Source organism: Kitasatospora sp. NPDC088391, from assembly GCF_044753345.1.
GTDB lineage: Bacteria > Actinomycetota > Actinomycetes > Streptomycetales > Streptomycetaceae > Kitasatospora.
In genome coordinates this window covers 118,523-143,255 of sequence record NZ_JBIVNB010000011.1, presented here as the reverse complement: position 1 = coordinate 143,255, position 24,733 = coordinate 118,523, and the positions used below count along the sequence as shown (strand labels likewise).

The following is a 24,733-nucleotide window of genomic DNA, read 5'->3' as shown; positions in this document are numbered from 1 at the left end:
ACACCCCAACGTAACGGGAGGCCCGCCGGAGCGGCCCCGGACCCCGTCCCTCGCGGCGGCCCTTGCGCCACTGTCGAGGCCCGATCTGGTACAGATTGTCGCCATGGTTCCGTATGTCCCCCACCCGGCCCGGCTGCTCGCCTACGACGGCAGCGGCATCGACGGCGGCCTCTACACCCGGGTCAACGGCTGGGCCGAGGCCGCGCCGCACTGGCTCGACCAACTGGTCAAGACCTGGTCCGCGTTCGGCCTGGCGCTGTTCGCGCTGCTGATGCTGTGGGCCTGGTGGCGGGCCCGCGGCGAGGCGGCCGCGGCGATGGCGCGGGCGCTCGCCGCGCCGGTCGTCGTGGTGGTCGCCTACCTGGTCAACTCCGGGCTCAAGTCGGTGGTCGAAGAGGTCCGGCCCTGCCGCCAACTCCCCGACACCGTCACGGTGGAGACCTGCCCCGGGGCCACCGACTGGTCCTTCCCCAGCAACCACGCGGTGATCGCCTTCGCGGCCGCCGCCGCGCTGTGGATCGCCGACCGCCGGCTCGGCCGGATCGCCGCCCTCGCCGCCGTGCTGATGGGCGCCTCCCGGGTCTGGGTCGGCGCCCACTACCCGCACGACGTGCTGGCCGGCGCCCTGGTCGGCGTCCTGGTGGCCGTCCCGCTCACCCTGCTCGCCGCCCGCGCCGCGCCGCTGGTCGACCACCTCCGGGCGGGCCGCTGGGCCCCCGTGCTGGGCGCCGGGACGGTCGGGGCGGCCTGATCGATCCGGGCCGGTCGGCCTCTTGTGCGGCCGCGCCGGGCGGAGGGAGCATGTGAGCCGGGCCGGGGGTGAACTCCCCGCCCGGCTCGGTGTTTTCTGCAGCTCCGCAGCTCTGCGAAGGGACGCGCCATGCCGTACCGACTCGACGTCACCCAGGGAAGCTGGCCCGCGGACGAGCTCGGGGCGGGGGTGGCGGGGCTGCTCGCCGACAGCACGGTGCTCAGCCTGGCCACCACGGGCCACGAGTGCGGGCCGCACGCCAACCTCGCCTTCTACGCCTTCGACGACGACCTGGTGCTGTACTTCGTCAGCGAGCGCTCCACCCGGCACAGCCGGCTGCTCGCCGACTGCGCCCGGGCCGCCGGCACCGTCCACCTGCCGCCGCCGGCCTTCGGCGAGCAGCTGCGCGGCATCCAGCTCACCGGCAGCGCCGGCGAGGCCTGGGGCCACCAGGCCGAGGCCGCGCTGGCCGCCTACCAGGGCCGCTACCCCACCTTCGCCACCGACCCCGAGGTGCGCGAACAGTTCCTGGCCGGGCGGGGCGCGGCCGCGCTCTACCGCTTCCAGGTGGAGGAGCTGACCGCGGTCGACGAGCCCCGGTTCGGGCGGCGCAACTACCTGCACGCCAAGGTGGTGCGCTGACGGACCGTCGGGCCGGACCGGCCAAGCTGTATGGACAACTCTTGCGGTCGGTTCACCTCGCGGACGGCAGCCGGACGAACTGCGGCCACCTCGCCGCCGGAGCCTGTCCGCATGAGAGTCATCGTCGTAGGAGCAGGCGTGCTCGGCAGCATGCACGCCTGGCAGGCCGTCGAGCGCGGCCACGAGGTCGTCCACCTGGAACGTGAGACCGAGGCGCGCGGTGCCTCCGTCCGCAACTTCGGCCTGGTCTGGGTCAGCGGACGCGCCGCCGGGGAGGAACTCGACACCGCCCTGCGCGCCCGCGAACTGTGGGAGCGGATCGGCGAACGCGTCCCCGGCCTGTGGTTCCGGCCCAACGGCTCGCTCACGCTGGCCCGCACCGAGGCCGAACTCGCCGTCGCCGAAGCCGCGTTGAAACTCCCCGACGCCGAGGCCCGGGGCTACCGGCTGCTCGATCCGGCCGAGGCCCGCGCCCTCAACCCCGCGCTGCGCGGCCGCTTCCTCGGCGCCCTGCACTGCACCCGGGACGCCGCCGTCGAACCCCGGGTCGCCCAGCCCGCGCTGCGCGCCGCGCTCGAGGCCAGCGGCCGGTACACTTTCCTGCCCGGGCGCGAGGTCCGCGAACTCGTCGGCGACAGCGCCGTCCGCGACGACCACGGACAGCTCCACCAGGGCGACCTCGTCGTCCTCTGCACCGGCGCCTGGCTCGGCGGCCTGGTCCGCGAACTCGCCCCCGAACTCCCGGTCCGCCGGGTCCGGCTGCAGATGATGCAGACCGACCCGCTCGGCGAGACCCTCACCACCTCGGTCGCCGACGGCGACTCCTTCCGCTACTACCCCGCCTTCGCCGGCCCCGAACTGGACGCCCTCCGAGCCGGACAGCCGCAGTCGCCGGTCGCCGCCGAGCACAAGATGCAGCTGCTCATGGTCCAGCGCGCCGACGGCGGCCTGACCGTCGGCGACACCCACGAGTACGACCAGCCCTTCGGCTTCGACGTGGTCGAGGACCCCTACGAGCACGTCGCCGAGGTCGCCGGGGAACTCCTCGGCCGCCCGCTCCCGAAGATCCGCCGCCGCTGGGCCGGCGTCTACGCCCAGTGCGTCGACACCACCCGCGTCGTCCACCGCCAGCAACTCACCCCCGCCGCCTGGCTGGTCACCGGCCCCGGCGGCCGCGGCATGACCTGCTCCCCGGCCATCGCCGAGACCACCGCCGACACCGCGGGCCTCTGACCCCGCACGGCCTCCGGCCGGGTGCCGGAGCTTCAAGAGTTCGGGGGCTGGGGCCGGAGGTTGGGCCTCGGCCGCCGATGCTGCGGGCCTCCGGCCGGGCACTCGCAGGTTCGAGTGTCCAAGGGCCCGGGCGATCGGGTCGGGGGCTCGGAGCTGTGGGAGTTCGGGGCTTGGGTCGGAAGCCGGGTCTCGGTCGCCGATGGCCTCCGGCCGGGGCCGGGAAGCCCGGGAGTTCGGGGCTGGGGCCGGAGGTTGGGCCTCGGTCGCCGGAGGCCGGTTTTCGGCTTCGGTCGGGGCCGGGGGCTGATGAATCGTCATATTTCGTTCGACTGCAAGGGCAGGATCATGACCACGCACGATGTGAACCTGGTGGTGCTCGACATGGCGGGCACCACCGTCGCCGACGACGGACTGGTGGAGCTCGCGTTCGCGGCTGCCGCGCGTTCGCAGGGGGTGGAGACCGGGAGTCCCGAGCACGCGACGATGCTGGCGCATGTCCGGGCCACCATGGGGGAGTCCAAGATCTCGGTGTTCCGGCACCTGTTCGCCGGGGACGAGGAGCGGGCGCAGGGGGCGAACCTGGCGTTCGAGACCGCGTACGACGGTCTGGTGGACGAGGGGCGCTGCGAGGCGCTGCCCGGTGCGGCCGAGGCGATCGCCGAGCTGCGGGGGCAGGGGCGGAAGGTCGTGCTGACCACCGGGTTCTCCCGGACCACGCAGGACCGGATCCTGGCCGCGCTCGGCTGGCAGTCCGTCGCCGACCTGACGCTGTGCCCGGCGGACGCGGGCCGCGGCCGCCCCTACCCCGACATGGTGCTGACCGCGCTGCTGCGCACCCGCACCGACTCGGTGCGGGAGATCGCCGTGGCCGGTGACACCGGCTACGACATGCTGACCGGCACCCGGGCCGGGGCCCGGGTGGTGGCGGGCGTGCTGACCGGGGCGCACGACGAGGCCCGGCTGCGCGCGGACGGGGCCACCCACGTGCTCGCCTCGATCGCCGAGCTGCCCGCCCTGCTGAAGGGCTGACGCCCCGTCGGGGCCGGAGGGCCGGTGCCGCGCGACGCCCCGGGCGCGCGCGGTGCTGGCCCGGGGCGCGTTCGCGTGCTTGGCTGGCGGTATGCCGGTTTCGCGGAGGTCGCTCGGAGCGCTCGCCCTCGGCCTGCTGCTGCTCGCCGGCTGCGGGTCGAACGGCGCGTCCACCGGTTCGAGTCCGAGTACGAGCCCGAGTACGAGTCCGAGCGGCGGCGCGAGCGGCAGTGCCGGGCCGGGTGGGAGCGCGGTGCCCAGCAGCCCGAGCAGTGAACCGGGTTCGAGCCCGGCGGTGGGTCCGACGGCCGCCCCGTCGCCCTCGCCCACGGTGGACGCCGCGGCCGCGGCCGCGCTGGCCGGGCGGCGGATCGTCTACTCGTACCCCGGCACCACGGTGCCCGAGGCGCTGCTGGAGCGGGTCCGGGCGGGCCGGGTGGCCGGGGTGATCTTCTTCGCCGAGAACGTCGGCAGCGACCCGGCCGTGCTGCGCGGCGCCGTCCAGCAGTTGCGGGACGCCGAGCGGCAGGGCGCGCACCCGCGTCCGCTGCTGCTGATGACCGATCAGGAGGGCGGCCTGGTCCGGCGGCTGCCCGGCGGACCGGCCGACTCGGCGAAGACGGTGGGGAGTTCGGCCGACCCGGTGGCCGCCGCCGCCCGGACCGGCCGGGAGGCCGCCGCCGCGCTGGCCGCCTACGGGCTGAACCTCAACCTGGCGCCGGTGCTGGACGTGTACCGCACCCCCGGCGACTTCGCCGACAGCGCCCAGCGCTCGTACAGCACCGACCCGGCCGCGGTCGGGCGGCTCGGCGCGGCCTTCGTCACCGCTCAGCAGGGCGCCGGGGTCGCCGCTGCCGCCAAGCACTTCCCCGGCCTGGGCACCGCCCCCGCCGGGGCGAACACCGACGAGGAGCCGGTGACCCTGCCCGTCCCGCTGGACCGGCTGCGCGCCGTCGACGAACGCCCCTACCGGGACGCGGTCGCGGCCGGGGTGAAGCTGGTGATGCTCTCCTGGGCGGTCTACCCCGTGCTCGACCCCGGCCGTCCGGCCGGGATGTCCGGCTCGATCGTCCGGGACGAACTGCGCAACCGCCTGCACTACCAGGGGGTCACCGTCACCGACGCGCTGGAGGCCCAGGCCCTCGCGCCCGTCGGCGACACCGGGCAGCGCGCCCTCGCCGTCGCGCAGGCCGGCGTCGACCTGCTGCTCTGCTCCGCCCGGGACGTCGACCAGGGCGACCGGGCCGCCGCCGCGCTCGCCGCGGCGCTGGCCGCCGGCAGGCTCGACCGGGAGGACTTCACCGCCTCCGCCGACCGGGTCGACGCGCTGCGCGACACGCTGCGCTGAGCCGGGGCGCGGGCTCCGGAGGGGCTCAGAAGAGCAGCACCAGGACCAGCAGGGCGAGGACGAGCGGGCCGAGGCCGGTGAGGGTCAGCAGGAGGGCCTGGTACGCCGGGCGGGCGGGGCGCGGTGGGGGCGGCGGCGGGACGGGGCGGTGGGGGACGGGCTGCGGCCGGAAGCGGGGGATCGGCGCCGGGCCCGGGAAGGCGGTGGTCGCGGCGTCCTCCGGGTGCTCCGGCCAGTCGGGGGCGGTGCCGGTGGCCCGGTGGTGCAGGGCGGCGAGGCGGCGGCGGGCCAGTGCGGTCGCGGGCGGGTTCCCGGCCGGGTCGGGCCAGCGCAGCACCGCCAACTGCCGGGCCGGGGTGCGGAACCGGTGGGTGAAGGCGGTCAGCTCCTCGGCGGTCAGCGACTCGTCCAGGTAGTTCCAGCGCCCGACCTCCGACAGGTGCCGCTCCCACCAGCGCCGGTCCGCGCCGCCGGGCGGCGGCCACCCGTCCGGCACCGCCTTGTCGTAGGCCAGGGCCAGCGCGTGCCGGACCGCCAGGTCGGTCGGGTCGCCCGACAGCAGGCCGTGCAGCCGCCGCCGGGCCGGGACGACCCGGCCGTCCCGGTGCTCGGCGGCGGCCCTGGCCAGGGTGGAGTGGACGCTCATGGCCCGGATCGTGGCCGCCCGCCCGACGCCCCGTCAACCGGGTTACCGGGCGCGGTCAGGGCGAGGAGCGCAGGTTCAGCAGGACCACGCCGGCGATGACCAGGGCGATGCCGCACCACTGGAGGCGGCCGAGGGACTCGCCGAAGAAGCTCGCGCCGATCGCGGCGACGGCCGCGGTGCCCGCGCCGGACCAGACCGCGTAGGCGATCGAGACCGGTATGTGCTTGAGGGCGCGGCCGAGCAGGGCGAAGGACAGCACGTAGCCGACCGCGACGGCGAGGCTCGGCCAGAGCCGGGAGAAGCCGTCGGTGAGTTTCAGCAGGCTGGTCGCGCAGACCTCGGAGGCGATCGCCAGGGCCAGCAGCAGGTAGGGCATCAGGCGGCCGGGGTCAGCGCGGCGAGGTAGCCGAGGTCGACGCCGGCCAGGCTGTCGCGGACGGTGGTGCCGGGGACGGCCGGGATCGGGACGGTGGAGGGCACCGCGAGCACCGCGCAGCCGGCCGCCCGGGCGGAGGCCACGCCGGTCGGGGTGTCCTCGACGGCGACGCAGGCGGCCGGGGCGAGGGCGAGGCGCTCGGCGGCGGCCAGGTACGGGTCGGGGTGCGGCTTGGTGCGCGGGGTGTCCTCGGCGGCGAGCGTGGTGGTGAACCAGTGCGGGCCGAGCGTGCCGAGCACCAGGTCGACGACCCGGCGCGGCGAGGCCGAGACCAGCGCGGTCGGCACCCCGGCGGCGTGCAGCGCGGCCAGCAGGTCCAGCGCGCCCGGGCGGGGGACGGTCCCGGCGGCGACCTTCGCGGCGAAGCTCTCGTTCAGCCGGGCCGCGAGGTCCGCCTCGGGGCGGGCGGTCCGGCTGGTGCGGTGCAGGTGGGCGGCGGTGTGCTCGACGGCCTGGCCGAGGACGTCCGGGAGGTCGGCGTCGGTGAGGGTGAGGTCCAGTTCGGCGGCGAGTTCGGCCGCGGCCTGCCACCACAGGTGCTCGGTGTCGACCAGGGTGCCGTCCATGTCGAAGAGGACGGCGGCGGGGCGGGATGCAGGCATGGCGGTACCTTACGGTGGATTTCGGGCGCACAGGGGGGTTGTGGAGAGGGTGCGGCCCCCTGTCCGCGGAAGGGTTCCGGCGGTCGGCTCCCGCTCCGCGCGGTCGCCCGCGCCCCTCGGCGGGGCGCGGGGCGGCGGGACGGGAGCCGACGGGCCGTCAGGCGGTGGCGGCGGTGGCGGCGCGGTCGACCAGGACCGGGCGGGCCGGGAGGGTGAGGGCGGCGCGGGTGCCGACCGGGAGGGCGGCGGCGGCCTCGGTGGGGAGGTCGGCCTTGATCGCGGTGCCGTCGGCGAGCCGGACGGTGAGGCGGGTGACGGCGCCGAGGAAGGAGGCGGCGACCACCTGGGCCGGGCCCTCGTCGGACGGGGCCAGCTCGACGTTCTCGGGGCGGACCAGCACGTGCAGTTCGCCGTCGGCGGGCAGCTCGCCGTCCACCGGGTGGCGGCGGCCGAGCACCTCGACCTCGCCGGCGCCGGCCCGGGCGCAGGGGATGCGGCTCATCGTGCCGACGAACTCGGCGACGAACGCGGTGGCCGGGCGGGAGTACAGCTCCGAGGGCGTGGCGCACTGTTCGAGCTTCCCGGCGCGGAGCACGGCGACCCGGTCGGCCATCGAGAGGGCCTCCTCCTGGTCGTGCGTCACGAACAGGGTGGTGATGCCGAGTTCCTGCTGGAGGCGGCGGATCTCCTCGCGCAGCGACAGCCGGACCTTGGCGTCCAGCGCGGACAGCGGCTCGTCGAGCAGCAGCACCCGCGGCCGCAGGGCGAGCGCCCGGGCCAGCGCGATGCGCTGCTGCTGGCCGCCGGACATCTGGTGCGGGTAGTGCTCGGCGCGCTGCGGCAGGCCGACGAGTTCCAGCAGCTCCTGGGCCCGCTTGCGGCGTTCGGCCTTGCCGGCGCCGCGCATCCGCAGGCCGAAGGCGACGTTGTCGGCGGCGGTGAGGTGCGGGAACAGGCTGTAGGACTGGAACACCATGCCGGCGTCCCGCTTGTGCGCGGGGATGCGGGTGATGTCCTCGCCGTCGACCAGGACCTCGCCGGAGTCGTGGGTCTCGAACCCGGCGAGGACGCGCAGCGCGGTGGTCTTGCCGCAGCCGGACGGGCCGAGCAGGGCGAGGAGTTCGCCCGGCTCGACCTTCAGGTCGAGCCCGTCGAGGGCGGTGGTGGTGCCGAACTGCCGCCGCAGCGAACGGAATTCGACGGTGGCGCTGGCGGTGGTGGACCCGGCGGGGGCGAGGGTGGCGGTGCTCATGACTGGTCTCCGGTCAGGGGCTCAGGAGGTGGCGGCGGTCTTGTGGCGGCGCTCGCGGCCGGCCGCGGCCAGCAGGAGCAGCAGCACCCAGGTGATCAGCAGGCTGAGCACGGACACCGCGACGGACATCTGGCCCTGGCTGTTGCCGACCGAGTAGATCCAGACGGCGAAGGGCTGGTAGCCGAGGATCGAGGCGGTGGTGAACTCGCCGAGGACCAGGGCCAGGGTCAGGAAGGAGGCGTTCAGCAGCGCGCCGCGCAGGTTCGGCAGGATCACCGAGAGCACGGCCCGCGGCCAGCTCGCCCCGCAGTTGCGGGCGGCCTCGACCAGGGTGCGCACGTCCACGGCGCGCAGGCCGGAGTCGATGGCGCGGTAGGCGAGCGGCAGCGCCATCAGCACGTACGCGATGACCAGGACCAGCGGGAACTCGGGCTGCTGGACGAACACGAAGGTCTGGAAGAACGGGGTGTCCATCAGGTAGTCCGGGCCCCAGCGGAGCACGCCGATCAGGCCGGCGGTCAGCGCGACCGGCGGCACCACCAGCGGCAGGGTGCAGACCACTTCGAGCACCGGCCGGAGCCGCGGCGAGCCGAGCCGTACCGCGATCATCGCGGGCACCAGCAGGAGCAGCAGCACCACCACGGTGACGGCGGCCAGCTCCAGGGTCAGCACCAGGCTGTCGGTGAAGCCGGGGGCCGAGAGCAGGCCGGTGTACGCCTCGAAGGAGATCCCGTCCGGGTTGTCGATCGAGAACCAGACCGAGGCCGCCATCGGGATCAGGAAGTACAGGCCGGCCAGCAGCAGGACGGCTCCGCGCCAGATCCGCAGGCGGGAGATCAGCTGAGCCATCGGGCACTCCGGCGCTGGAGGGGCAGGTAGACCGCCATCACGAGGACGGCGACGATGATCATGTCCAGGCTGAGCGCGAGCGCCAGGTTGCCCTGGCCGACCAGCACGTTGCCGGAGAGCGCGTCGGCGATCTGACGGCTGATCAGCGGGACGGTCGCGCCGACCATCGCGGCGGCGGTGGCGTACGCGGCGAACGCCGAGCCGAACAGCAGGACGAAGCCGCCGAGCAGCGAGGGGAACAGGATCGGCAGCGCGACGTGCCGCCAGTACTGCAGCGCGGTGGCCCGGTTGTTCTGCGCGGCCTCGCGCCACTGCACCCGCAGGCCCTCCAGGGCCGGGGTGATGGTGAGGACCATCAGCGGCACCAGGAAGTACAGGTAGGTGACGGTCAGGCCGGTGAAGCTGTACAGCGACCAGCCGTGGTCGGTCAGGTGGAACATCCTGGTGACCTCGCCGGCGTTGCCGAGGGTGGCGACGAAGGCGAAGGCCAGCGGCAGGCCGCCGAAGTTGGCGAGCACGCCGGAGGCGGTCAGCACCGCCTCGCGCAGCATCCGGAACCGGGAGGTGACCACGGCCTGGGCGATCGGCACGCCGAGCACGGTGCCGATCAGCGCGGTCAGCGCGGACAGCTTGATGCTGGACAGCAGCGCCGTCCAGTACGCGCCCTGCACCGAGTCGGTGAGGTTGGCGGTGGTGAACGCCCCGGGGTCGGTGTCCGAGTCGCTGGAGACGGTGAACGCGCCGGTGACGATGGCGATCGCGGGCAGGCCGAAGCCGATCGCGAAGAACGCCAGCAGCGGCACGGTGGCCAGCCAGGAACCGCCGCGCGGCAGCCGGCGCCGGGCGGCGGCGGGCGGCGGGGTGGTGGCGGGGGTGGGGGATGCGGTGACGGGGCCGGGAGCCCCCGGGCCGCCGCTGGGGTCAGCGGCGGCCGGGGTCGGCACCGGGGTGGGAGCCGTGGTCATGTCGGTGATCAGCCCGCGATCGCCTTGGCCCAGTTATCGGTCACGACCTTCTTGGCCGCGTCGATCTGCTCCGAGGCCGGGAAGGTGGTGAAGGGCTTCTCGACGGCCGGCAGCTTGGCGGCCGCGGCGGCGTCCAGGGTGCCGTCCTTCTTCATCGCGTCGAACAGCGCCGGGGTGGCGTAGCCGCCCATGAAGCCGTTCTGGCCCTCGACCGAGTACAGGTACTCCATCCACAGGCGGGCGGCCGCCGGGTGCGGGGCGTCCTTGTTGATGGCCTGGTTGTAGAACTGGGCGTAGGAGCCGTCGCTGGGGATCGACACCTTCCAGTCGACGCCCTTGGCCTTGAACTCGTCGGTGTAGCCGGCGTTCAGGTAGGACCAGTCGATCGAGATCGGGGTCTCGCCCTTCTCGACGGTCGCCGGGGTGGACTCGACCGGGTTGAAGTTGCCGGACTGCTTCAGCTTGGCGAAGAAGTCGATGCCGGGCTGGATGTTGTCCAGCGAACCGCCGTTGGCCAGCGCGGCCGCGTACACGCCGCCGAACGCCGAGCCGGACTTGGTCGGGTTGCCGTTCAGCGCGACCTGGCCCTTGTACTCGGGCTTCAGCAGGTCGGCGAAGGTCTTCGGGCAGTTGGCGACCTTCTTGGCGTCGCAGCCGATCGAGATGTAGCCGCCGTAGTCGTTGACCCGCAGGCCGGCCGGGTCCTTCATGGTGTCCGGGATCTTGTCGAAGGCGACGACCTTGTAGGGGGCGAGGATGCCCTCCTTGGCGGCCGACAGAGCGAAGGCCGAGCCCAGGTCGACGGTGTCGGGGGCGCGGTCCTGGCCCTTGCGGGACTTGATCGCGTTGATCTCGTCCTGGCTGGAGCCGTCCGGGTTCTCGTCCTCGATCTCGATGCCGTACTTCGCCTTGAAGTCGTCCATCAGCTTGCCGTAGTTGGCCCAGTCGCGGGGGAGGGTGATGACGTGCAGCTTCCCCTCCTTCTTGGCCGCGGCCACCAGGCCGTCCATGCCGCCGAAGTCGGCCAGCGAGGTGGCGGTCTTCGCGTCCTTCCCGCCCTTGGCGGCGTCGCCGGACTTGGCGGTCGAGCCGGCGGAGCCGCAGGCGGTGAGGGAGAGCGCGGCAGCGGTCAGCACGGCCGCGAGGGCGGCGGCGCGGTGGCGGTGCACGGTCACGGGAGGGTCTCCTGGAGGAAGTGGAGCTGGAGAGATCACGGGAGGTGTTCGGTGCGCGGCGCGGGCCGGTACCGGCCAAGTTGGCCAGCCAACTTCCGTCGCCGAGAGCAAGTACGCCCGAGGCCGGTGACGGGAAAGTGAACGGACGCCCCAGTACGGGGGTCGGCTGCGGGAACGGTCGCGCCCGGAGCCGGAGGGGGCGGGAGCAGCGGCTACAGTCAGTGGTGTACGCGCGATCACCGTGCGGACACGGCCCAATCCCCGTACCAGCAAAGGGACATCGACGCACGTGGCACTCGACCAGGACCGCGCCGCCGGCTCGCTCTACCGCAAGGTGGCCGCCGACCTGCGCGAAGCGATCACCTCCGGCTCGTTCGGCGACTCCGGACGCCTGCCGGCGGAGGGCGCCCTCGCCGAGCAGTACGGCGTCTCGCGCGGAACGGTCCGGCAGGCCCTCGCCCTGCTGCGCGCCGACGGCCTGGTCACCTCCCGCCGCGGCACCCGCCGGGTCGTCCTCGGCAGCGCCCGCGTCCAGTCCTTCTCCGAGCTGCTCTCCTTCACCCACTGGGCCCGCTCGATGGGCGAGGAGCCCGGCGGCCGGCTCGAATCGCTGATCCGCCGCCCCGCCGACGCCGCCGAACGCGAACAGCTCCGCCTGGAGCCCGGCACCGAGGTCTACGTGACGCTCCGGCTGCGCACCCTCTCCGGCGTGCCCGTGATGGTCGAGCGCACCGTCTACCCGCCCCGGGTCGGCGAGTTGGTCGCCCAGCTCCCCCCGGACGTGGTCTCCCACACCGAACCGCTGCGCGAGCACGGCATCCTGTTCACCGACGCCGACCACACCATCGACGTGGTCGCCGCCAACGCCGACGACGCCCGCCTGCTCTCCTGCCGCCGCGGCAGCCCGCTGCTCCGCGAGAAGCGCCGCACCACCGACCCCACCGGCACCCCCGTCGAGTGGTCCCAGGACCGCTACCTGCCCGGCACCGTCGCCTTCTCCATCCACAACTCGCTGGCCTCGTCCGCGCTCTCCCGGCACGCCCGCGACGACGACTGAGGTCCTGGCCCGGGTCAGTGCCGCGTGCGCCGCTCGATCGCCCGCTGGACCTGCACGGTCGCGGTGCGGGCCGCCTCCAGGACGACACCCTGGGCCTGGGCCAGCGCCAAGTGGTCTGCCAGCAGGGCGCCGTCCTCGGCGAGCCGGGCGACATGGTCCTGTGGCAGTGCGTGCGTCCGGTACTTCTCCAGTGCGGCGATGACCGTGCCGAACGGCAGGTCGGGGGAGCGCTGTTCGGCGATCCTGAGTTTGCTGACCAGGTCGACCAACTCCGGCAGTTCGGAGGTGACTCCCTCGACAGCGATCGTGAGTGACAGCCGGTTCAGGACGATCAGCACGGTCCCCGCGGTCTCGTATCCGGGCTCGAGCCAGCGGACCGTTCGGTCCTGGCGGCGGTGACTGACGGTGAGCCAGGTGCCGACGAGCAGGGCGGCGACCGCGATCACGGCTCCCCAGGTCCAGGACGACGGAAAGCCGTCGGCACCGGAAGACGCGGCGCAGTGGCGGAGCAGGAGCACGAGGTTGTCCTTTCCGGAGCGGGGGTCGGCCCGGGGCGGTGCGGCCCAGAGCCGTTGCAGACCGTCAGGGGTTGCGGCGGCTGCGCATCATGGGCGGGTGCAGCAACTCGGCGGGCCCCTGACGGAACAGCGCCGGCGGCTTTCCCCGGCTCGCCCTGCGCACCTTTCCGGTCCTGACCACGAAGCCGGTGGTCTCCTCCACGACCTTGCGGTGGAAGTTCCCGGGGTTCAGTTCGCAGCCCCAGACCGCCTCGTAGACCCTGCGCAGGTCGGTGATGGTGAACAAGTCCTCGCAGAAGGCAGTTGCGACGGTGGTGTGCTCCAGCAGCGTCCTGGCGTGTTCCAGCCCGTGCCGGAGGATCTCGCCGTGGTCGAAGGCGAGGCTGCTGTTCGGCCCCCACAGCGACTCCTCGACCTCGACCCAGTCGGCGTCCCGGGCGTCGCTCGCTCCGACCACCTGCGGGGGATCGGGCACGATGGCGAGGAAGGCGGTCGACACCACCCGGCCCCGGGGGTCCCGGTCGGGACGCGAGTAGGTGTGCAACTGCTTCAACCGAATGCCTGGTCCGCTCAACCCGGTCTCCTCCCGGAGCTCCCGCTTCGCGGTGTCCTCCAGTGACTCACCGGGCCTGACGAAGCCTCCGGGCAGCGCGAGCCTCCCTCGGTACGGATCCTTGCCACGCCGGACGAGCAGGACCTGCAATTGCTCCGAGCGGATCGTGAAGATCACGATGTCCGCGGTGGGTTGGGCCGAGACCCGCGGCCGTCTGACCGGTGCGGGGCCCGGAGTGTTCCCGCCGAGGATCTGCACCAGCTGCCGGGCGTCGAGAACGGTTCCCGGCGGTACGGAGATCGGCAGGTCCTTCGGGGGCTCCGCGTAGTACACGGCCATGCCGCGCTCGTGCACCCGTCCCAGTTCGTAGGCGGTGGTGCGGCCGATGTACCCGTCCGGGTCCACGACGAAGACCAGGTCCGCGGCGAAGATCTTCTCCATGGTGGCGGCCTGGAGGTCTTGGTCCGAGGCGCCCGGGGGATCCGACGCGAAACGCACGAACTCGCGGTCGGAGTCGAGGATCGGACCGAGCGGGGGACTCGTCACGGTCAGCCCGGAGGCCTGGAAGACCCGCGCGGCCGCCAGGACTTGGGCGTAGTGCTGCCGGAAGCTCCCGATGAGGGCGACGGAGCCCTTGACGGTGGTGTACATAAGGGGACTGTGCCAGGAACGGGCCGTCCGGCCGAGCTCCCGATAGTGCGGCGGTGACAAAAAAGCGTGCCTCGCCGCAGGTCGGAACCGCTGTGCCGACAACCTGTCAGAATGAAAAGAACCGCCTGCGGGCGACAGCCCGGGAACGAGTCCGGGAACGGCGGAAGCCCCCGTCCGGGAGGACGGGGGCTTCCGTTGTTGTCGAGCGCCGGCCAGGAATTGAACCCAGCCCTCCTGCCAGGAAGACAGGTGTGCTACCGCTGCACCACCGACGCATGATCGGCCTTGGTTTTTCGCTCTTCCGGCCGAACGAGAAGAATCATGGCACATCCGCAGGTCGGATGGGTAATCGGGGTGCGGTGCGGGGCGGTCAGCCCATCAACTCCAGGAGCAGCGGGCGGAATTCGGCGAAGGGCGGGGCGGTGGCGGCCGGGTCCTTGGCGGCCTCGTCCCAGCGGCGGACGGCGACCGCGTCCGGGCCGAAGGGGTGGGCGGCGAAGGCGGCGGCCTGCTCGGGGGTGTGCGGGCCGCCCTGCACGGCCAGGGTGTGGACGGAGGCGGGGGAGAGCCGGTCGGAGTAGCCGGGCTCGGCGGTGCACAGGTAGCGCTTGGCCTCGACGTGCAGCCGGACCGGCTCGGTGACGGCCGGCGGGAACCAGCGGGACAGTCGGGCGGCCGCCGTCTCGCCGTGCCGGTTGTCGGTGCCCGCCATCAACTCCCGCCCGGAGCCCCGGAAGTGGCCGATGTCGTGGAGCAGCGCGGCGGCCACCAGCGCGGGCGGCGCGCCCGCCGCCCGGGCCAGCGCCCCGGCCTGCCGCATGTGCTCGGCCAGCGTGACGGCCTCGCCGAGGTACTCGCTGGCCCCCTCGCCCTCGAACAGCGCCTCCAGTTCGTCCAGCGCGGCGGTGTTGCGGCGCAGCACGGCCAGGGTGGAGGAGAGCCCGTCCAGGTCGGCGTAGCAGCCCTGGAGGTGGCGGCGGCCGGACGCCCCCTCGAAGGCGGTGCGGGCGTGCAGCAGGCGGGTGTTGTCGAAGACCAGGCAGTCGCCGGGGGCGAGCCGGAACTCCAGTTGCAGCTCGGGGCGCAGGGTGATCGCGGCGAACGCCCGGTAGGCGGCGTAGAAGGCGTCCGGCGCGGCGCCGTCCGGGCCGCGCAGGGTGCCGAGGGAGCGGTTGTTGAAGCGCACCTCGCGGATCGCGCCGCGCGGGTCCAGGCCGATCATCGGCCGCTCGGCGGACAGGTCGGCGGTGCGGTCCCGGTAGCGGAACGGCACCGGGGTGCGGGCCAGCAGCGCGAACGCCGCCGGGTCCTCCGCCCGCAGCAGGTCGGCGGCCCGGAAGCCGTCGACCAGGCCGGAGTCGCCGCCGGCCGCCTCGTTGTGCAGGCAGTGCAGCAGCTGCAGGGTGGGGACCGGGTCGCGGTACGGGTTGTCGGTGTGCGGGGCGATCGCCGCGTCGGTGAAGGCCAGGTTCGCGGCGTCCGGCTCGACCCGGACGTCGAACAGCGCCCCGTAGTTGGTCTCCCGGACGTACCCGAAGCTGCGGGCCACCTCCAGCACCCGCCCCGGCTCGGCCGGGACGCCGCGCAGCAGCGCGAAGCCGGAGCGGCGGACGGCGGCGAGCACCGCGATCCGCTCCTCCGGGTCGGCCAGGTACGCCGCCCAGTCGGCCTCGGGCAGGCCGCGGGCGAAGTCGGCGGCCTGCCACAGGCGTTTGGCGCGCTCGGTGCGGTCGTCGGGCTCCTCGTGGTCGTTCCAGCCCGCCGGGTAGTGCGAGCGGTGGCCGTCGGACCAGCGGACCGTCAGGCCGGTCGCGTCCTCGGCGGCCTCGACGGCGGCCAGGTCCTCGGGCAGGTCGCCGATCCGGAACCGCTTCTGCCCGCTGCGCGGGTCGCGGCAGTCGGCGCACGGGCAGTTGTCCCGCAGCCAGTACGGGTGGGGCACGGACATGGAGCAGCCTCCGGTTGTACAGACAACTCGACGGGGGTTGCCCAGCCAAGCCGCCCTCCGGGTACACCGGCCGCCGCCCCGGTGAACGGCGGACCACCGGCAGCCGAACCCTGTCACCCGGACCGCCTACCCTGCCCGCATGACGCTCGACCTGCCCCGCGACCTGCCCGCCGCGCTCACCGACCGCGCCGCCGCCTGGCGCCTGGTCGCCGACCTCGCCGCCTTCTGGGGCGCCCCGCTGGTCCCCGGCGCGGGCCACACCGACGCCGAACTCGACGCCGCCGAAGCCCGGTTGGGCCTGCGGCTGCCCGCCGCCCTGCGCGAGGCGTACGCGCTGCTCGGCCACCGCCCCGACCTCACCGGCAACCAGGACACCCTGCTGCCGCCCGCCGAGCTCCACACCGACCGCGGCTGCCTGGTGTACCGGGTGGAGAACCAGTCCTGCGCCTACTGGGGCATCCCGCTCGACACCCTCGACCGGGACGACCCGCCCACCGTCTGCTGGCCCGACACCGCCCCGTCCGTCGAGCCGGAGACCAGCCCCTGGACGGCCCGCCTCTCCGTCGAGTGCCTGGCCGTGGTCCTGCTGGAGCCGCTCTTCGACGAGGACGCCCACACCGACGCCGGCGAGGTCGACACCGCCGCGCTCGAAGGCTGGACCGCCCTGCCCCGTCTGCACGAACCCGGCGTCGACACCCGCTTCTTCGCCCACCCGCACGCCCTGCTGGCCACCCTCGGCGACACCTGGTTCTCGCTCCGGGCGGACAGCGAGGAGGCGCTCGACGAACTCTGCGAACGGCTCCCGCTGATCTGACGGACCGTCAGACCGCCCGCTCCCACGCCTCGGTGGCTGCCGTGACCGCCGGGGCGGCGGGGACGCCGGTGGCCTGGGCCAGCGCCTCCAGGACGGCGAGGACGGTCTCGGGGGTGGCGGCCGGGCCGTAGTGGTTGATCCGGAGCATGGTGAAGGAGAGCAGGCCGCCGCCCGCCTGGACGGGGAGGTGCGGGGCCCGGCGGCGGATCTCGGCGGCGAGTTCGGTGGCGTTGCCGGTGGTGCGCACCGTGGTGGCGACCGGGGCGGCGTCCTCGGCGCGGGTCACGTACGGGGTGAGGGCGCCGCGGGTGAGCGGGCCGAGGGCGAGGACGCCCGCGCGGGTGGCGGCGGCCGCGGCGCGGTGCCGGGCGATCACCGCGTCCAGCGTCTCGGCCTCGATCGCGGCCAGGCACTCCTCCAGCGCCAGCATCTCCAACTGGGCCGGGGCGTGCGGCAGCTGGGTGCGCCCGGCGTCCGTCCAGCGCTCCTTCCAGTCCAGCAGCGAGAGGTAGGAGCGGCGCGGCGCGGCCGGGTTGGCGGCGATCCGCTCCCAGGCCCGGTCGCTGACCGAGACCGCCGAGACGCCGGCCGGGCCGCCCATCGCCTTCTGCCCGCCGATCACGCACAGGTCGACGCCCCACGCGTCGGTGAGCAGCGGCTCGGCGGCCACCGAGGCCACCGCGTCCAGCATCAGCAGCGCGCCGTGCCGCCGCACCACCTCGGCGATCGCCGCGACCGGGTTGGTGTTGCCGGTGGCGGCCTCGGCGTGCACCAGCGAGACGAAGCCGGTCTCCGGGTGCGCGTCCAGCGCCGCCGCGACCTGCTCGGCGGAGACCGCCGTCTCGTACGGCACCGCCAGGTCGACGACCTTCGCCCCGGCGTCCCGCAGCCAGCCGCCGAAGGTCTGCCCGTACGGGCCGGTGACGATGTTCAGCGCGGTGGAGCCGGGGTGCGCCGCGCCCTTGATCGCGGCCTCCAGCGGCAGCAGCGCCTCGCCCTGGGTGACGATCACGTCGGACGCGGTGCGCAGCAGCGCCGCCACCCGGTCCTCGATCGCGGCGAACCGGTCGGCCGTCAGCGGGGGCAGGTCGAGCAGCATGCGGCAAGGGCCTTTCGTGAGCGGAGCGACACCGTCGTCCAGTCTGCCCCACGGCCGCCGGTGCACCCGCGACGCCGCGGGTACAGTGCGGGGCATGACGGACCGCGGGGTGCTGCACATCAGGGGCCGGGTGCTGGTCGGCCCGGAGGACGTCCGGGACGAACTCTGGGCGGTGGACGGGCGGGTGACCTTCGAGCGCCCCGCCGCCGAGCCGGACGCCGTCCTCACCGGCTGGGCGCTGCCCGGCCTGGTGGACGCGCACTGCCACGTCGGACTGGACGCGCACGGCGCCGTCGACCGCGACACCGCCGAGAAGCAGGCGCTCACCGACCGGGACGCCGGCACCCTGCTGATCCGGGACGCCGGCTCGGCCGCCGACACCCGGTGGATCGACGACCGCGAGGACCTCCCGAAGATCATCCGGGCCGGGCGGCACATCGCCCGCACCCGCCGCTACATCCGCAACTACGCGCACGAGATCGAGCCCGGCGACCTGGCCGCGTACGTCGTCGCCGAGGCCCGGCGCGGCGACGGCTGGGTCAAGCTGGTCGGCGACTGGATCGACCGGGACGCCGGCGACCTGAAGGCGTGCTGGCCGGGCGACGCGCTGGCCGGGGCGATCGCCGCCGCGCACGCCGAGGGGGCCCGGGTCACCGCGCACTGCTTCGCCACCGAGTCGCTGCCCGACCTGCTGGCCGCCGGCATCGACTGCGTCGAGCACGCCACCGGCCTCACCGAGGAGCTGATCCCGGCCTTCGCCGAACGCGGCGTCGCGATCGTCCCGACCCTGGTCAACATCGCCACCTTCCCGAAGCTCGCCGACGGCGGCGAGGCCAAGTTCCCGGCCTGGTCCGCCCACATGCGGCGGCTGCACGCCCGCCGCTACGACACGGTCGCGGCCGCGCACGACGCGGGCGTCCCCGTCTACGTCGGCACCGACGCGGGCGGCTCGCTCGCCCACGGCCTGGTCGCCGAGGAGGCGATCGAGCTGACGAAGGCCGGGCTCACCCCGCTCCAGGCCCTCTCCGCCGCCAGCTGGTCGGCCCGCGCATGGCTCGGCCGCCCCGGCCTCACCGAGGGCGCCCCCGCCGACCTGGTCCTCTACCCCCGGGACCCGCGCGCCGACCTGCGCGTCCTGGCCGCCCCCGCGCACATCGTGCTGAACGGCCGGGTGGTCGGCTGACCCCGCGGGCGGGGCGGCCGGGGCGGCGACGGCGGGTGAACTGCGGTTGTCGGCGCGGCCGATAGGCTGACGTCCATGGCTGCTCGACCCCTGAACGAACTCGTGGAATCCGGCTGGGCGCAGGCCCTCGCCCCGGTGGCCGGGCAGGTCGCCGCGATGGGCGACTTCCTGCGCGCCGAACTCACCGCCGGGCGGACGTACCTGCCGCCCGGCCCGCAGGTGCTGCGGGCGTTCCAGCAGCCCTTCGCGGACGTCCGGGTGCTGATCGTCGGCCAGGACCCGTACCCCACGCCCGGCCACGCCGTCGGGCTCAGCTTCTCGGTGGCGCCGGAGGTCCGGCCGGTGCCGGCCAGCCTGGTCAACATCTACCAGGAGTACAGCCAGGACCTCGGGTTCCCGCCGCCCGCCAACGGCGACCTCACCCCGTGGGCCGCGCAGGGCGTGCTGCTGCTCAACCGGGCGCTCACCACGCAGGCCCGCAAGACCAACGGCCACCGCGGCAAGGGCTGGGAGGCCGTCACCGAGCAGGCCATCAAGGCCCTCGCGGCGCGCGGCGGCCCGCTGGTCGCGATCCTCTGGGGCCGGGACGCCCGCGAGCTGCGCCCGTGGCTCGGCCAGGTGCCCAGCATCGAGTCCCCGCACCCCAGCCCGTACTCCGCGGCGAGCGGCTTCTTCGGCTCCCGCCCGTTCAGCCGGGCCAACGACCTGCTGGTCCGGCAGGGCGGCTCCCCGGTCGACTGGCGACTGCCCTCCTGAACACCGGCGCGGCAGCACCGGAGCGCACCGAGCGGCCCGGACGGGTCGAGCGCCCCGAACGCCCCGAAGAGGCTTGCGAAAAACCCTCGATTCGGGGACGAAGTTACGGCAGGCTGCGGGGGTACTGACCAGTACCACCGCAATGATGGAGCGCACGTGACCGACCTCACCACCCCGCCCGCCGACCAGCAGCCCGCCGCCGGGACCCAGGAGCGGACGGAGATCCCGGCCGACCGGGTCCGGCTGCGGGAGATCCTGCCGGCCGAGGCCGAGTCGCTGCGGGACGGCGGCACGGCCGACCTGGAGTGGCTCGGCGGGGAGCCGGGCGACGGCACCCGGGTGGGCGCCCGGATGATGGCCGGCGCCGCCGCGGCCGGTCTGTGGCAGGCGGGTTGGGGCAACTACGCCCTGGTCCGGGTCGAGGACGGCCTGGCCGTCGGCGGCATGGGCTTCCACGGCGGGCCGGACGGCGGCCGGGTGGAGATCGGCTTCGACCTGGTCGAGCCGGCCCGCGGCCGGGGCTACGCCACCGAGGCGCTCGGCGCGCTCGCCCGCTGGGCGCTGTCCCGCCCCGGGGTGGAGCAGGTGATCGCCACCACCACGCCCGACAACGTCCCCTCGCAGCGGGTCATGGAGCGCGCCGGATTCTCCCGACTCCCGGACATCGACGGCATGTTGGCCTTCGGCCTGACCGGCTGACGGATCGGCCGACCGGGCCGGTGCCCGCCCGCCGACCCCCGGCGGGCGGGCAGATCCCGACGGGAATCCGTCAGGTCGAACCCCCGAACGGTCAACGTGGAGCGTCAACACCACCCCAAAGGGTGAAATGACGCTCTGTGTTGCTGAAGTGACGCACTGTTCGAGAAGACTGGCGGCAGCCGGGAGCGCGAGTCCCCTCCCCGAGCGAGGCAGCTGCGAGGCACCGCAGCGCCGTGCGCCGGGCGAGGTCGCGGGCGCGCTCCGCCAAGCACCGTCGTGTGGGGGTTCCTGCCATGTCCGCTCTGCCCGTGCGCACCCTGCGTGCCGTCGCCGCGTCCGCCCTGGCGGCGTCCGCGCTCGCCGTCGCGCTGCCGCTCCCGAACGCCGCCGCGGCCGACGCCGCGCCCGCCGCGCCCGCCGTCGCCAAGCCCGGCCGGGCCAGCGCCGTGACGGCCGAACTCGCGCTGGACGTCACGCTGTTGAACAAGGTGAAGGTCCCGGTCGCGGTGGCGCTGAACAAGGTGGAGTCGCCCGCCCAGCGCAACGGCGCGATGCTCACCGCCACCGTCGACGGGGTCGACGGCGGGCGGCCGGTCACCCTGGTGAAGGCCGAGGTCGGCAAGTCGGTGACCAAGGTGGACGACAAACAGGCCACCGCCTCCGTGAAACTGGTCGCCGCCGACGTGCACGCGCCCGGCCTGCCGCTGACCACGCTGGTCGGCCTGGAGGCGATGAGCGCCGAGGTGACCTGCCCGGTCGACGGGCAGCCGACCGCCGACGTGGTCGCGCCCGCGCGGGTCACCGTGCTGGGCAGGTCCGTCGCCGTCGGCCTCAACTCGCCCACCCACGTGGCCGTGCCGGCCGTCGGCACCGTCGACGTCGAGTTCACCAGGAAGACGGTCGCCTCCGCCACCGCCGCGGCCTCCGCGCTGGAGCTGCAGGTCAAGCTGAACCCGCTGAACCTGAACGTCGCCACCGTCGAGGGCCGGGTGACGGTCGCCGCGGTGTCCTGCGAGAAGCCGGTGCCCGCCGCCGTCGCGGGCAGCGCCCCGGCCGCGGCCCCGTCGACCGCCGGCACCGCGCAGAACCGGCCGGTGCCCAAGGCGGCGGGGGAGGAGCTGGCCGCCACCGGCGCGGCCGGGACGACGGCGCTCGCCGCGGGCGCCGTCACGCTGCTGGTCACCGGCGGCGCCGCGGTCTGGATGACCCGCCGCCGCCGCGCCGCGCACGCCCGGCGCCACTGAGCGGCGTCCGTTCCGTCCCGGGCGGCGTCGGTTCCGTTCCGAACGGCGTCCGTTCTGCCCCTTCCGTCCCGGTGGCGCGCTCGCATCCCGAGACAGGCACTCTCCAACAGTGAGCGTGCCACTGCGGACCGTTGGTTCACATGGGCGTTACATAGGAGGAACAACCGGGAAACGGCGGCTTGCGACGCTACGCGGGCACCCACCACCCAAGCAGTGAGGATCACCGCAGTGGCGATCAAGGCCGAGTACATCTGGATCGACGGCACCAAGCCGACCGCCAAGCTCCGCTCCAAGACCCGGGTGCTTCCGAACGCGGACAAGATCCCCACCTGGGGCTTCGACGGCTCGTCGACCAACCAGGCCGAGGGCCACGCCTCGGACCGCGTGCTGGAGCCGGTGAAGGTCGTCAAGGACCCGATCCGCGGCGGTGACAACATCCTGGTGCTGTGCGAGGTGCTGGAGACCAACGGCGACGCGCACGAGTCCAACACCCGTGCCGCGCTGCGCGAGGTCGCCGAGCGCTACGCCGCGCAGGAGGCGATCTTCGGCATCGAGCAGGAGTACACCTTCTTCAAGGGCTCCCGTCCGCTCGGCTTCCCCGAGGGCGGCTACCCGGCCCCGCAGGGCGGCTACTACTGCGGCGTGGGTGCCGAGGAGGTCTTCGGCCGCGAGATCGTCGAGCTGCACCTCGACCGCTGCATCGACGCCGGCCTGGCGATCTGCGGCATCAACGCCGAGGTCATGCCCGGCCAGTGGGAGTTCCAGATCGGCCCGGTCGACGCGCTGACCGTCTCGGACGACCTGTGGATCGCCCGCTACCTGCTCTACCGCACCGCCGAGGAGTTCGGCATCGACGCCACCCTGGACGCCAAGCCGGCCCGCGGTGACTGGAACGGCGCGGGTGCGCACACCAACTTCTCCACCAAGGCGATGCGCGAGGGCTACGACGCGATCATCACCGCCTGCGAGTCGCTCGGCGCCTCCCAGGAGAAGGTGCTGGAGCACGTCACCCAGTACGGCGACGACATCGAGTCCCGCCTGACCGGCAAGCACGAGACCGCCCCGTGGAACGTCTACTCCTACGGCGTCTCGAACCGCGGTGCCTCGGTCCGCATCCCGTGGCAGGTCGAGGTGGAGCAGAAGGGCTACATCGAGGACCGCCGCCCGAACGCGAACGTCGACCCGTACGTGGTCACCCGCCTGCTGGTCAACACCTGCTGCGAGGCCCTGGAGAAGGCCGGCCAGGTCTGATCCGCCCCACCGGCACGGCACGACGGCGCCCGCCGCTCCCCGCGAGGGGAACGGCGGGCGCCGTCGCGTGAACTCCCCTGCCGGGGAAGCCGGTTCACATCCGGACGAAGCCGTGGGTGCGGCCGACCGTGACGAACCCGCGCCGGGCGTACCAGTGCTGCGGCCAGTCCTCGGCGTCCGCGACCAGGAAGCGCAGGGCGTCCGGCGCGCGGTCGGCGGCCAGCCGCAGGGCGGTCGCCAGCACCGCGTCGGCCAGGCCGCGGCGCTGCCGGTCCTCGGCGGTCGCCAGGTCCTCGATCTGCGCGGTGCCCGCGGCGTCCTGGTACAGGTCGGCCCAGGCGCCGACCGTGCCGTCGGCGTCGTGCGCCGCCACCGTCAACACCCGGTCCGCGCCCGCCTCCCGGGCCGTCCGGCGGCCCACCAGCTGCGCGATCGAGTCCTCCGAGGCCCACGGCAGCCAGCACCGCCACTGCCGTTCCAGCGCCGGGGCGACCTCCGCCAGCCCGACCACCCGGGCCCCGCCGCCGAGCGGCACCTCCCCGCGGTGCGCCATCACCACCTCGGTCTCGTGCCGGTACCCCGCCGCGACCAGCCCGGGCACCAGCGCCCGGCCCGCGGCGTCGTCGAACACCGAGATCCGCCGGTGCCCCAGGTGCCCGAGCACGTCCTCCGCCAGCTCCGCCACGTCCAGCCCGCCCGGCGGGACGTCCAGCACCAGCTGGTTGTGCTCGTGCGAATACTCGAACCGCTCGTGCAGCACCGCGAACCCGCCCGGCACCTCCACCACCTCGGCGGCCTGCCGCCGGGCGAACCCGCGCCGGAACTCCAGCGCCACCTGCAGACTCTCCTCGAACATCCCGCCATCGTAGGCCGCCCCTCCGCCGGTTCCGCAGGATTTCCCGCCGCCCGGGGAACGGCCCCCGGCCGGGCCGCTCCGGCAACTGCTTGACTCTCCCGTCGGGGGAGACCGGAGGGTGGGGGCATGGACGGCGACGGGCTGATGGGGATCGGGGAGCTGGCGCGGCGGGCCGGGGTGACGGTGAAGACCGTCAGGTACTACTCCGACCTCGGTCTGGTGCCGTCCGCGGAGCGCAGTGCGGCCGGGTACCGCAAGTACCGGACGGAGGCCCTGGCGCGGCTCGAACTGGTGCGGACACTGCGCGAGTTGGGGCTGGAGCTGGCGGTGGTCCGGCAGGTGCTGGAACGGGAGGGGAGCCTTCCGGAGGTGGCCCGGACGCACGCGGAGGCACTGGACGTGCAGATCCGGGCGCTGCGCTCGCGCCGCGCGGTCCTGCGCGCGGTGGCCGAACGAGGAACCGACCCGAAGGAGACCGCGACGATGCACCGACTGGTACGGCTGTCCGCCGAGGAACGGCGGCTGATGATCGAGGAGTTCGTGGCCGACACGTTCGGGACGGCGGACGCCAACCCCGAACTGGTCGCCCTGGTCCGGACGGTGACGCCGGAGCTGCCGGAGGACCCGGACCCCGGGCAGGTGGCGGCGTGGGCCGAACTGGCCGCCCTGACCGCGGACCGGGACTTCCGGGCCTCGGTCCGCCGGATGGCGGCCTACCAGGCCGCGCAGCGCGCCGAGGGCGACCGCACGGGGCTGCACCACGAGCTGACCGAGCAGGTGGTGGCGGCGGTGAACGGCGCGCTGGCCGCCGGGACCGAGCCCGGCAGCCCGGCGGCGGGGGAGGTGGTGGCGGGGCTGACGGCCCGTTACGCGCTGACCTTCGACCGGCCGGACGACCCGGAGCTGCGGCGCTGGATCCTGGAGCGCCTGGAGGTGGCGGCGGACCCGCGGGTGGAGCGGTACTGGGAGCTGGTGGCCCGGATCAACGGCTGGCCGCGGCCGCCGGTGCTGGCCCCGGTGCTGGGCTGGTTCGCCGCGGCGCTGCGGCGGCACGGCGCGGGGCAGTAGGGCCCGGGGCAGTAGGGCCCGGGACAGCACGGCGCGGGGCAGTAGGGCCCGGGGCGGCCCGGCGCCGAACGGCCCGGCGCGGGGACGGCCGGGGGTCACTACGCTGGG

25 protein-coding genes and 1 tRNA gene are annotated in these 24,733 nt (G+C 74.4%); 13 read left to right on the top strand and 13 right to left on the bottom strand.

The genetic code is table 11. The annotated features are described in order from the left end of the window. Positions 1 to 103: 103 nt before the first annotated feature. The 5 genes from ACIQBJ_RS28455 (at position 104) to ACIQBJ_RS28435 (ending at position 5,003) form a co-directional block, all read left to right on the top strand. Complete coding sequence (locus ACIQBJ_RS28455) at positions 104 to 751, top strand: phosphatase PAP2 family protein (RefSeq protein WP_400716108.1); 648 nt, start codon at positions 104 to 106, stop codon at positions 749 to 751. Positions 752 to 880: 129 nt separating this feature from the next. After that, complete coding sequence (locus ACIQBJ_RS28450; RefSeq protein ID WP_400716106.1) at positions 881 to 1,393, top strand: pyridoxamine 5'-phosphate oxidase family protein; 513 nt, start codon at positions 881 to 883, stop codon at positions 1,391 to 1,393. Positions 1,394 to 1,504: 111 nt separating this feature from the next. Next, a complete protein-coding gene (locus ACIQBJ_RS28445) occupies positions 1,505 to 2,626 on the top strand; it encodes a TIGR03364 family FAD-dependent oxidoreductase (RefSeq protein ID WP_400716104.1) in 1,122 nt (373 codons plus the stop codon). Between the two features lie 345 nt (positions 2,627 to 2,971). Next, a complete protein-coding gene (locus ACIQBJ_RS28440; RefSeq protein ID WP_400716102.1) occupies positions 2,972 to 3,655 on the top strand; it encodes a phosphonatase-like hydrolase in 684 nt (227 codons plus the stop codon). Positions 3,656 to 3,746: 91 nt separating this feature from the next. After that, positions 3,747 to 5,003 (top strand): glycoside hydrolase family 3 N-terminal domain-containing protein, encoded by a 1,257-nt coding sequence (locus ACIQBJ_RS28435; RefSeq protein WP_400716100.1) that lies wholly within the window; start codon positions 3,747 to 3,749, stop codon positions 5,001 to 5,003. 25 nt (positions 5,004 to 5,028) lie between these two features. On the opposite strand, the gene ACIQBJ_RS28430 is transcribed toward ACIQBJ_RS28435, so the two are convergent. The 7 genes from ACIQBJ_RS28430 to ACIQBJ_RS28400 all read right to left on the bottom strand — a co-directional run bounded on the left by ACIQBJ_RS28430 (position 5,029) and on the right by ACIQBJ_RS28400 (position 10,928). Continuing rightward, positions 5,029 to 5,649, bottom strand: coding sequence for a DUF6584 family protein (locus tag ACIQBJ_RS28430; RefSeq protein ID WP_400716098.1), 621 nt, complete (start codon positions 5,647 to 5,649; stop codon positions 5,029 to 5,031). A 55-nt stretch (positions 5,650 to 5,704) separates the two neighbouring features. Further along, complete coding sequence (locus ACIQBJ_RS28425; RefSeq protein WP_400716096.1) at positions 5,705 to 6,025, bottom strand: DMT family transporter; 321 nt, start codon at positions 6,023 to 6,025, stop codon at positions 5,705 to 5,707. Continuing rightward, positions 6,025 to 6,687, bottom strand: coding sequence for an HAD family hydrolase (locus ACIQBJ_RS28420; RefSeq protein WP_400716094.1), 663 nt, complete (start codon positions 6,685 to 6,687; stop codon positions 6,025 to 6,027). The genes ACIQBJ_RS28425 and ACIQBJ_RS28420 overlap by 1 nt, the downstream gene beginning before the upstream one ends. 157 nt (positions 6,688 to 6,844) lie before the next feature. Continuing rightward, a complete protein-coding gene (locus ACIQBJ_RS28415; RefSeq protein WP_400716092.1) occupies positions 6,845 to 7,939 on the bottom strand; it encodes an ABC transporter ATP-binding protein in 1,095 nt (364 codons plus the stop codon). Positions 7,940 to 7,960: 21 nt separating this feature from the next. Then, positions 7,961 to 8,788 (bottom strand): ABC transporter permease, encoded by an 828-nt coding sequence (locus ACIQBJ_RS28410; protein ID WP_400716090.1) that lies wholly within the window; start codon positions 8,786 to 8,788, stop codon positions 7,961 to 7,963. Further along, a complete protein-coding gene (locus tag ACIQBJ_RS28405; RefSeq protein WP_400716088.1) occupies positions 8,776 to 9,753 on the bottom strand; it encodes an ABC transporter permease in 978 nt (325 codons plus the stop codon). Before ACIQBJ_RS28405 ends, ACIQBJ_RS28410 begins: the two co-directional genes overlap by 13 nt. A gap of 8 nt (positions 9,754 to 9,761) precedes the next feature. Further along, positions 9,762 to 10,928 carry an ABC transporter substrate-binding protein gene (locus ACIQBJ_RS28400; protein ID WP_400716086.1) on the bottom strand — a complete coding sequence of 389 codons (1,167 nt, stop codon included), beginning with the start codon at positions 10,926 to 10,928 and terminating at the stop codon, positions 9,762 to 9,764. A 289-nt stretch (positions 10,929 to 11,217) separates the two neighbouring features. Between ACIQBJ_RS28400 and ACIQBJ_RS28395 the strand changes: the two genes are divergently transcribed. After that, positions 11,218 to 11,985 carry a GntR family transcriptional regulator gene (locus ACIQBJ_RS28395; protein ID WP_400716084.1) on the top strand — a complete coding sequence of 256 codons (768 nt, stop codon included), beginning with the start codon at positions 11,218 to 11,220 and terminating at the stop codon, positions 11,983 to 11,985. A gap of 14 nt (positions 11,986 to 11,999) precedes the next feature. Here ACIQBJ_RS28395 and ACIQBJ_RS28390 read toward each other — a convergent pair whose 3' ends face one another. The 4 genes from ACIQBJ_RS28390 to ACIQBJ_RS28375 form a co-directional block, all read right to left on the bottom strand. Beyond that, entirely contained in the window at positions 12,000 to 12,503 is a 504-nt protein-coding gene (locus ACIQBJ_RS28390) for a hypothetical protein (RefSeq protein ID WP_400716082.1), read from the bottom strand. A gap of 64 nt (positions 12,504 to 12,567) precedes the next feature. Further along, entirely contained in the window at positions 12,568 to 13,707 is a 1,140-nt protein-coding gene (locus ACIQBJ_RS28385) for an NUDIX hydrolase (protein WP_400716080.1), read from the bottom strand. 204 nt (positions 13,708 to 13,911) lie between these two features. After that, positions 13,912 to 13,982: transfer RNA gene (locus ACIQBJ_RS28380), tRNA-Gly, on the bottom strand. Between the two features lie 95 nt (positions 13,983 to 14,077). Then, complete coding sequence (locus ACIQBJ_RS28375; RefSeq protein WP_400716077.1) at positions 14,078 to 15,655, bottom strand: TauD/TfdA family dioxygenase; 1,578 nt, start codon at positions 15,653 to 15,655, stop codon at positions 14,078 to 14,080. Positions 15,656 to 15,794: 139 nt separating this feature from the next. Here ACIQBJ_RS28375 and ACIQBJ_RS28370 point away from each other — a divergent pair, with 139 nt between their 5' ends. Continuing rightward, on the top strand, positions 15,795 to 16,469 hold the full coding sequence (locus ACIQBJ_RS28370; RefSeq protein ID WP_400716075.1) for an SMI1/KNR4 family protein: 675 nt from the start codon (positions 15,795 to 15,797) through the stop codon (positions 16,467 to 16,469). 7 nt (positions 16,470 to 16,476) lie between these two features. Here ACIQBJ_RS28370 and ACIQBJ_RS28365 read toward each other — a convergent pair whose 3' ends face one another. Beyond that, the gene (locus ACIQBJ_RS28365; protein WP_400716073.1) at positions 16,477 to 17,568 is read right to left on the bottom strand and encodes a pyridoxal-phosphate-dependent aminotransferase family protein; all 1,092 of its coding nucleotides are present in this window, start codon (positions 17,566 to 17,568) and stop codon (positions 16,477 to 16,479) included. Between the two features lie 94 nt (positions 17,569 to 17,662). Here ACIQBJ_RS28365 and ACIQBJ_RS28360 point away from each other — a divergent pair, with 94 nt between their 5' ends. The 5 genes from ACIQBJ_RS28360 (at position 17,663) to glnII (ending at position 22,701) form a co-directional block, all read left to right on the top strand. After that, positions 17,663 to 18,751, top strand: a complete 1,089-nt coding sequence (locus ACIQBJ_RS28360; protein WP_400716071.1) for an amidohydrolase family protein — start codon at positions 17,663 to 17,665, stop codon at positions 18,749 to 18,751. A 75-nt stretch (positions 18,752 to 18,826) separates the two neighbouring features. Continuing rightward, positions 18,827 to 19,507 (top strand): uracil-DNA glycosylase, encoded by a 681-nt coding sequence (locus tag ACIQBJ_RS28355; RefSeq protein WP_400716069.1) that lies wholly within the window; start codon positions 18,827 to 18,829, stop codon positions 19,505 to 19,507. A gap of 156 nt (positions 19,508 to 19,663) precedes the next feature. Beyond that, the gene (locus ACIQBJ_RS28350; protein WP_400716067.1) at positions 19,664 to 20,206 is read left to right on the top strand and encodes a GNAT family N-acetyltransferase; all 543 of its coding nucleotides are present in this window, start codon (positions 19,664 to 19,666) and stop codon (positions 20,204 to 20,206) included. A 293-nt stretch (positions 20,207 to 20,499) separates the two neighbouring features. Continuing rightward, complete coding sequence (locus ACIQBJ_RS28345; RefSeq protein WP_400716065.1) at positions 20,500 to 21,450, top strand: SCO1860 family LAETG-anchored protein; 951 nt, start codon at positions 20,500 to 20,502, stop codon at positions 21,448 to 21,450. A 228-nt stretch (positions 21,451 to 21,678) separates the two neighbouring features. Beyond that, entirely contained in the window at positions 21,679 to 22,701 is a 1,023-nt protein-coding gene (gene glnII / locus ACIQBJ_RS28340; protein ID WP_400716328.1) for a glutamine synthetase, read from the top strand. A gap of 94 nt (positions 22,702 to 22,795) precedes the next feature. On the opposite strand, the gene ACIQBJ_RS28335 is transcribed toward glnII, so the two are convergent. Beyond that, entirely contained in the window at positions 22,796 to 23,557 is a 762-nt protein-coding gene (locus ACIQBJ_RS28335; RefSeq protein ID WP_400716063.1) for a GNAT family N-acetyltransferase, read from the bottom strand. Between the two features lie 126 nt (positions 23,558 to 23,683). Here ACIQBJ_RS28335 and ACIQBJ_RS28330 point away from each other — a divergent pair, with 126 nt between their 5' ends. Further along, entirely contained in the window at positions 23,684 to 24,625 is a 942-nt protein-coding gene (locus tag ACIQBJ_RS28330; RefSeq protein ID WP_400716061.1) for a MerR family transcriptional regulator, read from the top strand. Positions 24,626 to 24,733: the final 108 nt, after the last annotated feature.

Bases quoted from the DNA above. Each gene is read 5' to 3' on its own strand.
- ACIQBJ_RS28455 (WP_400716108.1), top strand. From the start codon at position 104: ATGGTTCCGTATGTCCCCCACCCGGCCCGGCTGCTCGCCTACGACGGC.
- ACIQBJ_RS28450 (WP_400716106.1), top strand. From the start codon at position 881: ATGCCGTACCGACTCGACGTCACCCAGGGAAGCTGGCCCGCGGACGAG.
- ACIQBJ_RS28445 (WP_400716104.1), top strand. From the start codon at position 1,505: ATGAGAGTCATCGTCGTAGGAGCAGGCGTGCTCGGCAGCATGCACGCC.
- ACIQBJ_RS28440 (WP_400716102.1), top strand. From the start codon at position 2,972: ATGACCACGCACGATGTGAACCTGGTGGTGCTCGACATGGCGGGCACC.
- ACIQBJ_RS28435 (WP_400716100.1), top strand. From the start codon at position 3,747: ATGCCGGTTTCGCGGAGGTCGCTCGGAGCGCTCGCCCTCGGCCTGCTG.
- ACIQBJ_RS28430 (WP_400716098.1), bottom strand. From the start codon at position 5,649: ATGAGCGTCCACTCCACCCTGGCCAGGGCCGCCGCCGAGCACCGGGAC.
- ACIQBJ_RS28425 (WP_400716096.1), bottom strand. From the start codon at position 6,025: ATGCCCTACCTGCTGCTGGCCCTGGCGATCGCCTCCGAGGTCTGCGCG.
- ACIQBJ_RS28420 (WP_400716094.1), bottom strand. From the start codon at position 6,687: ATGCCTGCATCCCGCCCCGCCGCCGTCCTCTTCGACATGGACGGCACC.
- ACIQBJ_RS28415 (WP_400716092.1), bottom strand. From the start codon at position 7,939: ATGAGCACCGCCACCCTCGCCCCCGCCGGGTCCACCACCGCCAGCGCC.
- ACIQBJ_RS28410 (WP_400716090.1), bottom strand. From the start codon at position 8,788: ATGGCTCAGCTGATCTCCCGCCTGCGGATCTGGCGCGGAGCCGTCCTG.
- ACIQBJ_RS28405 (WP_400716088.1), bottom strand. From the start codon at position 9,753: ATGACCACGGCTCCCACCCCGGTGCCGACCCCGGCCGCCGCTGACCCC.
- ACIQBJ_RS28385 (WP_400716080.1), bottom strand. From the start codon at position 13,707: ATGTACACCACCGTCAAGGGCTCCGTCGCCCTCATCGGGAGCTTCCGG.
- ACIQBJ_RS28375 (WP_400716077.1), bottom strand. From the start codon at position 15,655: ATGTCCGTGCCCCACCCGTACTGGCTGCGGGACAACTGCCCGTGCGCC.
- ACIQBJ_RS28370 (WP_400716075.1), top strand. From the start codon at position 15,795: ATGACGCTCGACCTGCCCCGCGACCTGCCCGCCGCGCTCACCGACCGC.
- ACIQBJ_RS28365 (WP_400716073.1), bottom strand. From the start codon at position 17,568: ATGCTGCTCGACCTGCCCCCGCTGACGGCCGACCGGTTCGCCGCGATC.
- ACIQBJ_RS28360 (WP_400716071.1), top strand. From the start codon at position 17,663: ATGACGGACCGCGGGGTGCTGCACATCAGGGGCCGGGTGCTGGTCGGC.
- ACIQBJ_RS28355 (WP_400716069.1), top strand. From the start codon at position 18,827: ATGGCTGCTCGACCCCTGAACGAACTCGTGGAATCCGGCTGGGCGCAG.
- ACIQBJ_RS28345 (WP_400716065.1), top strand. From the start codon at position 20,500: ATGTCCGCTCTGCCCGTGCGCACCCTGCGTGCCGTCGCCGCGTCCGCC.
- ACIQBJ_RS28335 (WP_400716063.1), bottom strand. From the start codon at position 23,557: ATGTTCGAGGAGAGTCTGCAGGTGGCGCTGGAGTTCCGGCGCGGGTTC.
- ACIQBJ_RS28330 (WP_400716061.1), top strand. From the start codon at position 23,684: ATGGACGGCGACGGGCTGATGGGGATCGGGGAGCTGGCGCGGCGGGCC.